The following is an 11,393-nucleotide window of genomic DNA, read 5'->3' on the forward strand; positions in this document are numbered from 1 at the left end:
GGTGCGAAGTATGCTGGCCATTACAGGGCTCCTTGCGCGGAACCTGTCGCCGCAACAACCGATGGAGCGGCTTTGGGGGCCGGCTTTTCCCGGGCATCAAAACGCTGCAGCAGCCCGATGATGCCGCGGTTTCCCAGGAGCGTGACGATGACGATGAAGGGGCCGAAGATGACCATCCAGTGTTCGGTAAATCCTTTCAGGATTTCTTCCAGGCCGAGGAAAACCAGCGCCCCCATCAAGGGGCCGAACACTGTCCCCAGACCGCCGATCACCACGATGACGATCAGCTCGCCCGAGACCGCCCAGGCCAGCGTGCTGGGCGAGGCGAAGGCATTGAGGTTGGCCAGCAGCAAGCCGGCCACACCGCACAACATCCCCGACATCACATACGCCAGCAGCTGGTAGCGCAGCACAGGGATGCCGGCGGCGTTGACGCGGCGTGTGTTCTGCCTGGCGCCGCGGATCACCATGCCGAAGGGCGCAGCGCGCAGCTTGGCCAGCCACCAGATCGACAGGACCAGGACGACGAAGGCCACGACGTAGACGCTGGTCGCGGACGACAGGTCGAGCGGGCCGAAACGGCTGGGCTGGGCGATGGACATGCCGTCATCGCCGCCATAGTTCTTCAAGCTCACGAACAGGAAGTAGCCCATCTGTGCGAAGGCCAGCGTGATCATGATGAAGGCGATGCCGGTGGTGCGCAGGCTGATGGCGCCTGTGACCAGCGCGACCAGGCCGCACATGCCCAGGCACAGCGCCAGGTGCATCCAGCCGTTGCCGATGCCATGGAAAGAGGCCAGGCCGACGGCATACCCTCCCAGCCCGAGAAACAGCGAATGGCCGAAGCTCACCAGCCCGCCGTAACCCAGCGCCATGTTCAGGGCGCAGGCGGCAATCGCGTAGATGATGATGCGCGCGAAGAACGCGACATAAAACGGCTGGCCGGTGGCCTGTGCGACGAAGGGCACGGTCGCCAGCAACAGCAGGACCCCCAAGGGAACCCAGGCGCTGGGGCGTGAAAGAAGTGGAGTCATGGTGTCACCTGTTGGCGGGAAAGAGGCCTTGCGGGCGCCAGGCCAGAACCACCGCCATCAGCAGGTAGACCAGCATGGAGGCCAGTGCCGGGCCGGCCGCGTCGGCGAGCGAGCGCTCGGTGACCTGCCGCAGCAGGAAGGGTAAAAATGCGCGGCCCAGGGTGTCGACGATGCCGACGATCAGCGCGGCATAAAAGGCGCCCGTGACCGATCCGATGCCGCCAATCACGATGACGACCAGTGTCGTGATGAGCACCGACTCGCCCATGCCGGACTGCACCGACAGGATGGGTCCGGCCATCGCGCCGGCAAGGCCCGCGAGCATGGCGCCGACCGCAAACAGCATGGCATTGAGCAGGCGGATATTGACGCCGAGCGCGGCGACCATCGCGGGGTTCACCGCGCCGGCCCGGATCAGCATCCCCACGCGGGTCTTGTTGATCAGCAACCAGGACCCCACCGCCACCACCAGCCCGACGACGATGATGGCGAACCGGTAGGCCGGGTAGCTGAAGCCGGCGATAGGGACGGCGCCGCTCAGAAACTCCGGCACTTGCAAAAATACCGGCTGCGGACCCCAGATGATGCGCACCAGTTCATTGAAAAACAAGACCAGGCCGAAGGTGGCCAGCACATGGTCAAGATGGTCGCGCCGGTAGAGGCGCGCGACTGCGACGAACTCCAGCGCAAGACCCAGCAGCAGCGAACCCAGCATGGCCACCAGCAAAGCCAGCCCGAAGGAGCCGGTGTACTGGAAGGCCGTGGCCGCGAAGTACGCACCCATCATGTAGAGTGAGCCGTGCGCCAGGTTGACGAAGCTCATGATGCCGAAGACCAGCGTCAGGCCTGCCGCCAGCAAAAACAGCAGGACGCCGTACTGCAGGCCGTTGAGCAGCTGCGCGAAAACGATCGTGCCGTTCATGTCACTTTAGCGCGCACTGCGCATGGTAGGCATCGCTCTGCTTGGGCAAGGGGGTTGCGATGAGCCTTCCGACGACGTTGCCACCGCTCTTGACGGTTTCGAACGCATAGTAGTTCTGCACCGGCAGGTTGTTGTTGTTGAACGCGAATGGGCCGCGCACCGACTTGAACTCGCTGCCGGCCGCCTTGACCGCCGCGGCGAGCGCCTTGGAATCACCGGCCTTGGCCTTGCCCAGGGCGATGTTCAGGATATTGGCCGCGTCGTAGGCCGTCGCCGCGTACGCGCTGGGCGTACGTTTGTACTTGCGCTCGAAGTCGGCCACGAACTTCTTGTTCTCCGGCGTGTCCAGCGCCGCGTCCCACATCGCGCCGCTGATGCTGCCAAGGGCCGCGTCGCGCAGGCCCGGCAGGGTTGTGCCATCGACGGTGAAGACGGAATACAGCGGCACTTTGGCCATCAGGCCGGCCTGGCTCATCTGCTTGATGAAGTTGACGCCCATGCCGCCTGGGTAGAACACAAACACCGCATCGGGCGCGGCAGCCTGCAGCTGAGCAAGTTCGGCGGAATAGTCGGGCTGGTTCACCTGCGTGTAAACCTCGTCCACGACCTGGCCCTTGAAGTAGCGCTTGAAACCGGCCAGCATGTCTTTGCCGGCCTGGTAGTTGGGTGCCATCAGGTAGACTTTTTTCAGGCCCTTGTCCTGGGCAAGCTTGCCCATGGCTTCGGCGGCGCCGTCGTTCTGCCACGCAGCGGAAAACACATTGGCCTTGCAACCCGCGCCGGCCAGCGGCGACGGGCCGGCATTCGTGGCGATGGCCACGGTGCCCGACTCGGCGATGCGCGGCAGGCTGGCCATCAGCACATTGGAAAAGCTGAGGCCCACGATGGCGTCGACCTTGTCCTTGTCGATGAACTTGCGCACGATCTGGCTGCCGATTTCAGGCTTGAGCTGGTCGTCTTCCTTCAGCACCGTGGCGGCCTGCCCGCCAAGCTTGCCGCCCAATTGCTCGACCGCCAGCATGAAGCCGTCGACCTGGTCCTGGCCGACGATGGCCTGTGGGCCGGACAAGGGGGCCATGAAGCCGATGGTGGCGGCGGCAGTGAACTGGCTGGCGCCGGCCAGTGCGAGCCCGGCTGCGGCGATCAGTGCGCTGCGGCGAAAAGGCGTCCTGGAAGGCGTCCTGGATGTTGTGTTCATGGTGTGTTGTCTCCTCTGTAGGGGGTAATGAAAAGAGTAAAAGGGGTGAAAGGCTGCGGGTTCAGTCAGAAATCTGCACAAAGACACGGCCGCCCTCGATGCGCACGGGGTAGCTGCGAACGTCCTGCGTGATAGGCGCACAGGTGCCGCGGCCATTGCGCACGTCGAACTTTCCCTGGTGCAGCGGACATTCAATTTCGTAGCCGTCAAGAAAACCGTCGCACAGGCGGGCATGGCCGTGGGTACAGATGTTGTCGGTGGCGAAAATGCTGCCCTCGACCTTGTAGAAAGCCACATCGCGGCCGCCGACCTGCAGGCCGATCACGTCGTCTTCGGGCACACCGTCTTCTTCGGTGGCGTCAATCCAGTTGGAGTTGCTCATGATTCAGATGGGGTAGATGATGGAATTGGGGATCATTTCGCTGTCGTAGACGCAATACCGCGAAGCGAACTTGAGGCCTTCGGGCGCGCGCACGATCACGTCGATATAGCGGCCGACATTGAAGACCGTCGACTCTTGTGACAGCTTGGTGCGAAAGACCGCGTAGTTGGCTTCCGACTCAAAGCGATCGCCGCCGGCCGCGCGAATCAGCGGCGCGCCGACGACGTGGCGCTGGTAGTAGGGGTCATGGAACAAGGTCTCGCGGATGCCATAGACACGGTCTTTCAGCATGCCCTTGCTTTCAAAAAGCAGGGTTGCCAGCGGAAAACCGCGTTCATGGTTTTCCCGCGGGATCAGCTTGTAGAGGCAGTCCTCGGTGAAGAACTCGGGCCACAAATCCCAGTCGCCCGAATCGACCGCCTGGGCGTAGTCGGCATACAGCTGCGCGATTTGTTGATAGTCTTCGAAATTGACGGCGACGGCGGTGGTCATGCTTCGGCCTCCATCACTTCGCGCCAGTATTGGTACATGCCGCGTATCAATGTCTCGGTGACCATGTGGTCGGTGTCCTCGACCGTGCGCCCGCCGAGTTCGGCCAGGGTACGGTGGTAGGGCTTCTGCTCGAAACCCTGCTGTGAGAACTCAATCACCTCGCCGTCGTCGGCCGACACAAAGCCGGCCGGGCCGAACAGGTTGGCCTGGCGCAGCCGGCGTTGCGTCATCTCTTGCGTGTCGTCCTCAAAGCCGAAGTGCGTCCAGACGAAATCGAAGGAACCGTGGCCGTCGGGCTGGATGTGGCGCGTGGATACGCTGTTGACCTGCTGCTGCAGGATGACGCTGGGGAACAGCGTCATCATCACCGCGGTCGGGCCGCCCCACCAGGGCTCGGGCACGATGTCCAGAAAGCGCGGATCGTTGAGCTTCATGCTCTCTTTGAAGCTGGACACCTGGGTGACCTCGTCGGCCTTGCCCGACTGGCCGCGCGTGGAGATCATCGCGGCATGGCGGTGGCGCGCGTCCATCTTCAGCTCGCTCTTGTTGTCGGCGCGCCAGAGGCCGAAGGTGACAAACCAGGTGTGCAGCAGGCCGGGATGGTAGGGGTCCTTGATGTTCTCCTGCATCAGCTTCCAGTTGCCCGGGATGCGCTGCCGGTTGTAGCCCAGGATCTTCAGCTTGCGGCCGTCAAACAGGCGATCGAAGTAGCCGAGGATGACCGGCCCGAGGAAGTCCTCGAGAGACTCGATGCCGTGGTCGAAGCTGGCAAATACCACGCCGCCGCGCGTTGCGACCTTCAGCTTGTTGAGGCCGTGGTCGGCGGTCTTGAAGTCCGCGGGCATGCCACCGTTGACCTTGCCGTCCTGCTTGACGCCGCGGCGAAACGGCACGCCCTGCAAGTCGCCCTTCAAGGTGTAGCTCCACTGGTGATAGGGGCACACAAACTCTTTTTTGTTGCCATGGCGTTCGCGGCAGAACTGCATGCCGCGGTGGGCGCAAACGTTTTCGACAACGCTGACGCCGCCGTCGGTGTCGCGCACCATGATCACCGAACGCTCGCCGATCACCGTGCGCTTGAAGTCGCCGGCGTTGGGGATCTCGGCGTCGAGGCCGACGTAGTTCCAGTGTTTGTTGTAGAAAAAGCGCTCCAGCTCTTTCTTGTGCTGGTCCGGGTCGGTGTACGCCATAAAGGGAATCCGGCTGGTGCCTTCGGATTCCCAATGGATCTTGACGGGGAAGGTGCCGGTGGATGCGGCCGTTGATGGGGCCGTTGTTGGGGCGGTCGATGCAGTCATCGCTGTCTCCTTTTGCTTTGCTTATTCAGCGCCTGCGTTTCAGGCCGCCACCGTGACGGTGATGCCGGCCAGGCCCGCGATGTCGCCTTGCATCACGTCGCCCGCAAGCACGGCGTTCACGCCTTCGGGGGTGCCGGTCATGATGATGTCGCCGGGCTCCAGCGTTTCATATTCGGAAAGGTAGGCGATGCATTCCGGGACCGACCAGATCAGCTTGGCGATGTCTGACGATTGGCGGGCTGCCCCGTTGACGGTGACGCTGATGGCGCCTTGCGCGACGTGGCCGCCATCGGCCACGCGCGACAGCGCGCCGACGGGTGCCGACAGCGAGAAAGACTTGCCAAATTCCCAGGGACGGCCCTTGTCGCGCGCATCGAGTTGCAGGTCGCGGCGTGTCATGTCCAGGCCCACGCCGTAGCCGTAGACATGGTCCAGCGCATCGGCCACGGCGATGTCGCGGCCGCCCTTGCCGATGGCGACGACGAGTTCAATTTCGTGATGAAAGTTCTTTGTCTTCGGCGGATAAGGAATGCTGACCGGCGACGACGCATCGACGGCCGCGTTGGCCGGCTTCATGAAAAAGAACGGCGGGTCGCGCTCGGGGTCCTTGCCCATCTCGCGTGCATGCGCGGCGTAGTTGCGGCCCACGCAAAAGATCCGGTTGACGGGAAAGCGTTCGCCGATGCCGGCCACGGCGAGCGTGGGGACGGTGGCGGGTTCGATGGCGTAGTTCATGGGGTGGCGTTCTGTTGAAAAGTTGAAAGTGAGGATGAGTTTCAGGCGCGGTGTTCGCGCCACAAACCGAGGGCCTGCTGCACCGGGCGGTCTGAATAGCTGAAGAGCACGGTATCGGGACCGGCGCGGAACTGGTGGCTGTGCCAGGACGGCACCACCATCACGTCGTTTTCATCGAGGCGAACGGTTTTTCCTTCAACGGTCGCCTCGGCGCCGCCGCTAAGGCACACGTACACCGTGCCATCGGTGCAACGGTAAGGCCGCGTTTCGAAGCCTGCCGGCACCAGTTGCGAGAACGCCGCCATCGTCGGCATCGGCGAGCGGCCGGTGGCCGGGTTGACGTAACGCTGTTTGTGGCCGAAGTGCGCATCGGGCTCACTGCCGGCGGCTATGGCTTTCAACGATGCCAGCGTGCGTTCCCAGGGATAGACAAACACCTTGGTCGGCTCGTCAGGCTGCTGGTAAAAATCGACCGGAACCATGTTGGCGCCGTAACGCGCCAGCGCATCGCCTTCCGGCCGGGCGACGGCCTGGTAGTTGCTGTCGCTTTTCTCGGCGAATCCGGCATCGAGGAAACGCACAATGGGAATGTCCAGGCCGTCGAGCCAGACCACCGGCTGCACGCCCGGGTTGCCGTGGTCGTGCCAGGTCCAGGCCGGTGTGATGATGAAGTCGCCGCGGCGCATGGTCGTGCGTTCGCCATCGACCGCGGTGTAGGCGCCCTCACCGTCCAGCACCAGCCGCAGCGCGGACTGGGTGTGGCGGTGCGCCGGCGCCACTTCGCCCGGCATGATGAGCTGCAGCCCGGCATACAGCGACTGTGTGATGCAGGACTGGCCGCGCAGTGCGGGGTTTTCCAGGATCAGCACGCGGCGTTCAGCCTCGGCCGCGCTGATCAGCCTGCCCGCTTCCATGACCCGTTCGCGCACGTCGGTGTACTTCCACAGGTGCGCGACCGCCGGTGACTTCGGCGAGTGCGGCACCAGCGCGCCCAGCACTTCCCATAAGGGCGTCATGTTGTCCGCGCCGATGCGGTCGTAGTAGGCCTTGCGGCTCAGCTGGGATTCAAGGTCGATATTTCTGCTGTTCATGGGGGTTCCTGTTGATCGTTCTGATCGGTCTGATCGGTCTGATCGGTCAAGTGCCGCTGGCATAAAACGCGTCGGCATAGATTTGCTCGGGCAGCACGCCCATCTGGCGCACCAGCAGGCTGGCGGCCTCAACCATGGGGGGCGCACCGCAGAGGTAGGCACGGAAGCCGTCGAGGCCCGGCCAATCCTGGGCAATGGCTTCGGTGACCAGGCCGGTGCGGCAGCCGGGCGCCTGGCCGGACGCAAGCACGACGTGCACCTTCAGTTGCGGATGCCGGCGCTGGAGCTCCGCCAGCCATTCGCCGCCATAGATGTCGCGTTCGGAGCGAACGCCGAAATACAGGTGGATGCTGTTGCGCATGCCTTCGGCAATGACGCCGCGGATGATGGACAGGATCGGCGCCAGGCCGGTACCGCCGGCCACGCAGAGCATCGGCCCCTCATGCTTGCGGCGCAGGTAGGCTGAACCCATCGGGCCGCTGACGCGCACCGCGTCGCCGACCTTCAGCGCATTGGCGATGTAGCCGGTGACGCGGCCCTCGGCGACCAGGCGCACATGGAACTCCAGCTCGCCGTCGGCGCAGAGGCCCGCCATTGAATAGGGCCGGATGTGCTCGGGCGTGAACTGGAGCTGGGCGTACTGTCCCGGTGAAAACTCGATGGGCTTGGCCGGCTTCAGCCGCAGGCGTTTGATGTCGTGGGTCTGGTCCTCTACCGCAACGACGGTGGCCTTGATGATTTTTGCCGTATGGACAACGACCTCGTCGGGCTCGGGAATCTCAACAATGCAGGATTCCGTCAGAAAGGTCTGGCAGGCCAATACGTACTGGTCGCCGGCTGCCACGGGCCGCTGGGCTTCTCCGCCCGAGTCGAGCACCTGCCCTTCGACGAGCTTGCAGCGGCAGGTGCCGCAACGCCCCGCCAGGCAGCTGTAGGACACCGGCACGTCGTTGGCGCGCAGGGCGTCCAGCAAGTTCACCCCTGCGGTAACGCTCAGCGTGCGCTGGAGAGGGCGGACAAAAATTTCCATCGTGCTTGATCTGGTGTGTCTCGTGGGGAAGTCGCCTTGCCGCATGCGTTCCGGCAAACATCAGCGGCAATGAGGGCATGATCCGAGACCCACCAAAATCAGTCAATACAATGTCGTCAATGTTCTATATCATTTAAATCAATAACAACCACCACTACCACTAGGGGCCGCAGATGGAACTCAAGGACATTGACCTGAACCTGCTGGTGATCTTCAACCAGCTGCTGACCGAAAGAAAGGTCTCCAAGGTGGCGGAGAATCTGGGCCTGGGACAACCCGCCGTCAGCAATGCCTTGGCGCGCCTGCGCAAGCTGTTTGGTGACGARYTKTTYCTGCGSACGTCGAGCGGCATGCAGCCCACGCCMTTTGCSGAYCAGCTGGCCGARTCGATMGGTTATGCGCTRGGCATGATCCACGGCGCGATCAACGTCAAGAATTCATTCGATCCCGCCAACAGCAAACGGAGCTTCACCGTCGGGATGACCGACATCGGCGAAATCTACTTCCTGCCTCTCTTGATGGAAAAGATCCAGAAGGTGGCGCCGGGGGTTTCCATCAGCACGGTGCGCAACACCGCCGTCAACCTGAAAGATGCCATGGAGGCAGGCCACGTCGACCTGGCGATCGGGCTGTTACCCCAATTGAAGGCCGGATTCTTCCAGCAGCGCCTGTTCTCTCAACAATACGTTTGCGTGTTTCGCAAAAACCATGCACTGGACAAGCGAAAGATTTCCTCCGCTGATTTTTTTGCCAGCGATCACCTCGTGATTGCGTCCGCAGGAACCGGGCACGGAAAAGTCGACGAAATTCTGGACAGCGGTTCACAAAAGAGACGCATACGCCTCACGGTTCCCCATTTCGTCGCGATTGGCCATATTCTTCAATCCACCGACATGGCGGCCACAGTGCCCGAGCGCCTGGCGGAAAAAATGGCGACGCCGTTCAATCTCAGATACGTCAGCCATCCCGTGAAGTTGCCACAAATCGCCATCAATCTTTTCTGGCACGCCAAGTACCACAAAGACCCGGCCAATCAGTGGCTCAGATCGCTGATCTTCGATACGCATTCGGATCGTGCTTGAATCTGTCGGATTGCATTGAGGTCCGAACCAGTGTGCCGCGGACCTTGCGGTATAAATTGCGTCAGGCCCACTGAAAGATGCTATGGCACCACGAACCGTTACCATCCTCCCCGATGCATTACATGTTCTTTGACTTTCCATCGTTTGCGCTGTTGATGTTCGTCATTTTTCACGGCATTGCCTTTGGGGCCGGCGTTTACGAGCAGCGAGTTGTTGTTCCGCGTTGGATGGGAATTTCTCCCGACGGCGCGCGCTATCTTGATCCTGAGGCGATGCGAGCCGACGATTCCGGGCGTCGTTTCTGGGGCTTTGTCAGCACTGGACCCCTGAGCCTTTTGACGCTCCTCAATTGCTATTTTGCGTTCGCGAGTACGGGGCCGGCCCGCACCCTTTGGCTCGCTGCATGTGCGGTGACGCTGGTCGAGCGAATATTCACCTTCGCCTTCTTCATTCCCAAAGCAATAGGCCTCATGCGCGGCGATGCGCCGCCAACCGTGACAGCACTGCTCACCGCAGCAAAATGGCGCTCACTCAACTGGCTCCGCTTACTGCTTTCACTTGCAGGTTGGCTGCTTTCCCTTCTTGCGTACGGTGCCCGGTGATGCCCACCTAATGTGAGTATCGCCACTGCACTCAAATGCGAGATATCCCGCTTCGCGCGCAGAAAAGTCACAGCGAAGACGTCATCCTCTTCTGGGGGACGTTTGCCGAAAACATTTATTCGTTGGTACGCCCCGAGAACTGAACACTGCGCTCACTGCCATTCGGGCCAAGGAAGTTTGCCGGCGTGCTTCACATGCGGCTTACCTGCGCGAGCTTAGCCCCCTCCTTGGTTGCGCAAGCCGATAGAAATCGCGGTTTCACCGGACAGCCATTGCGCCAGGACTTCGGCGGTATGCTGACCCAGAAGCGGCGGGGGAGTGCGGTAGCTGACGGGCGAGCCGGAAAAGCGGATGGGGTTGGAAACCAGCGGAACCTCGCCCGCCTGGGGGTGGGGAAGCGTCATGCGCAGACCGCGGGCCACTACATGTGGATCGGCAAAAACCTCATCGATGCGGTTGATGGGGCCGCAGGGTACGCCGGCGGCCTCCAGCGCCCCGATCCAGTCCGCCGAACTGCGCGCCACCGTGGCTTGCCTGAGCAAGGGTAGCAGCACGGCTCGGTGTGCCACGCGTTGCTCGTTGGTCGAGAAGCGCGGATCCCGCGCCCACTCGGCATTTCCCGCAACGGCACAGAAGCGGGCGAACTGATCGTCGTTTCCGACTGCCAGGATGATGTCGCCGTCCGCGGTTGGAAAGTCCTGGTAGGGCACGATGTTGGGATGTGCATTGCCCATGCGGCGCGGCAGCTGCCCGCCGGCCAGGTAGTTGGAGGCCTGGTTCGCCAGGCAGGCGATCTGCACGTCCAGCAGGGCCAGGTCGATGTGCTGGCCCAGGCCGGAGCGCTCGCGTTCCGCCAGGGCGGCCTGCACCGCCACCGTCGCGTACAGGCCGGTCATGATGTCCGTCAGCGCCACACCGACCTTCTGCGGGCCGGCGCCCGGCTCGCCATCTGTGCCGCCGGTCACGCTCATCAAGCCGCCCATGCCCTGGATCAGGAAGTCGTAGCCTGCGCGCGCCGCATAGGGCCCGGTCTGCCCGAAGCCGGTGATGGAGCAATACACGAGGCGCGGGTAATCCTCCTTCAGGCTGGCGTAATCCAGCCCGTAGCGCTTGAGCCCTCCCACCTTGAAGTTTTCCAGCACTACGTCGGCTTGACCGGCCAAGGCCCGCACTTGCGCTTGCCCCTCTGGCGTAGCAATGTCGATGGCGACAGAGCGCTTGTTGCGGTTGGCGCACAAAAAGTAGGCCGCCTCGCTGGTATCCCGGCCCGAGCTGTCCTTGAGGTAGGGTGGCCCCCAGGCGCGCGTATCGTCACCCCCCTGCGGTTTTTCAATTTTCACGACATCCGCACCCAAATCAGCCAGAAGTTGTCCCGCCCAGGGGCCAGCCAGTACGCGCGACAAATCCAGCACACGGATGCCGCTCAATGGAGGAGGACGGGAAACGGAAGAAAAGGGGGAAGCGGTCATGATGCGCAATCTCCAGGAAAAGTGAATGGATGGAAGGGATCCGATCTCGCGAAGTTCA

The 11,393-nt window shown here is 62.5% G+C and carries 12 protein-coding genes; 2 read left to right on the plus strand and 10 right to left on the minus strand.

All coding sequences use genetic code 11. The features are described 5' to 3' along the window. Positions 1-20: 20 nt before the first annotated feature. From AC1D1Y_RS08195 to AC1D1Y_RS08235, 9 genes are all read right to left on the minus strand, one after another. Positions 21-1,034, minus strand: a complete 1,014-nt coding sequence (locus AC1D1Y_RS08195) for a branched-chain amino acid ABC transporter permease (protein WP_477681904.1) — start codon at positions 1,032-1,034, stop codon at positions 21-23. Positions 1,035-1,038: 4 nt separating this feature from the next. Beyond that, complete coding sequence (locus tag AC1D1Y_RS08200; protein ID WP_477681905.1) at positions 1,039-1,956, minus strand: branched-chain amino acid ABC transporter permease; 918 nt, start codon at positions 1,954-1,956, stop codon at positions 1,039-1,041. Position 1,957: 1 nt separating this feature from the next. Then, positions 1,958-3,154, minus strand: coding sequence for an ABC transporter substrate-binding protein (locus AC1D1Y_RS08205; RefSeq protein ID WP_477681906.1), 1,197 nt, complete (start codon positions 3,152-3,154; stop codon positions 1,958-1,960). Positions 3,155-3,215: 61 nt separating this feature from the next. Further along, the gene (locus tag AC1D1Y_RS08210) at positions 3,216-3,536 is read right to left on the minus strand and encodes a non-heme iron oxygenase ferredoxin subunit (RefSeq protein ID WP_477655416.1); all 321 of its coding nucleotides are present in this window, start codon (positions 3,534-3,536) and stop codon (positions 3,216-3,218) included. Between the two features lie 3 nt (positions 3,537-3,539). Then, complete coding sequence (locus AC1D1Y_RS08215; protein ID WP_477681907.1) at positions 3,540-4,028, minus strand: aromatic-ring-hydroxylating dioxygenase subunit beta; 489 nt, start codon at positions 4,026-4,028, stop codon at positions 3,540-3,542. Beyond that, the gene (locus tag AC1D1Y_RS08220; protein ID WP_477681908.1) at positions 4,025-5,326 is read right to left on the minus strand and encodes an aromatic ring-hydroxylating dioxygenase subunit alpha; all 1,302 of its coding nucleotides are present in this window, start codon (positions 5,324-5,326) and stop codon (positions 4,025-4,027) included. The genes AC1D1Y_RS08215 and AC1D1Y_RS08220 overlap by 4 nt, the downstream gene beginning before the upstream one ends. Positions 5,327-5,365: 39 nt before the next feature. Further along, entirely contained in the window at positions 5,366-6,061 is a 696-nt protein-coding gene (locus AC1D1Y_RS08225) for a fumarylacetoacetate hydrolase family protein (protein ID WP_477681909.1), read from the minus strand. A 41-nt stretch (positions 6,062-6,102) separates the two neighbouring features. Further along, positions 6,103-7,152 carry a gentisate 1,2-dioxygenase gene (gene gtdA / locus AC1D1Y_RS08230; RefSeq protein ID WP_477681910.1) on the minus strand — a complete coding sequence of 350 codons (1,050 nt, stop codon included), beginning with the start codon at positions 7,150-7,152 and terminating at the stop codon, positions 6,103-6,105. Positions 7,153-7,198: 46 nt separating this feature from the next. Beyond that, positions 7,199-8,182, minus strand: a complete 984-nt coding sequence (locus AC1D1Y_RS08235) for a 2Fe-2S iron-sulfur cluster-binding protein (RefSeq protein ID WP_477681911.1) — start codon at positions 8,180-8,182, stop codon at positions 7,199-7,201. A 173-nt stretch (positions 8,183-8,355) separates the two neighbouring features. Between AC1D1Y_RS08235 and AC1D1Y_RS08240 the strand changes: the two genes are divergently transcribed. Beyond that, complete coding sequence (locus AC1D1Y_RS08240; RefSeq protein WP_477681912.1) at positions 8,356-9,264, plus strand: LysR family transcriptional regulator; 909 nt, start codon at positions 8,356-8,358, stop codon at positions 9,262-9,264. Positions 9,265-9,377: 113 nt separating this feature from the next. Next, the gene (locus AC1D1Y_RS08245; protein WP_477681913.1) at positions 9,378-9,866 is read left to right on the plus strand and encodes a hypothetical protein; all 489 of its coding nucleotides are present in this window, start codon (positions 9,378-9,380) and stop codon (positions 9,864-9,866) included. 215 nt (positions 9,867-10,081) lie between these two features. On the opposite strand, the gene AC1D1Y_RS08250 is transcribed toward AC1D1Y_RS08245, so the two are convergent. Continuing rightward, positions 10,082-11,335, minus strand: a complete 1,254-nt coding sequence (locus AC1D1Y_RS08250; protein WP_477681914.1) for a CaiB/BaiF CoA transferase family protein — start codon at positions 11,333-11,335, stop codon at positions 10,082-10,084. Between the last annotated feature and the right edge of the window lie 58 nt (positions 11,336-11,393).

It is taken from the genome of Polaromonas sp. P1_G1, from assembly GCF_056405595.1.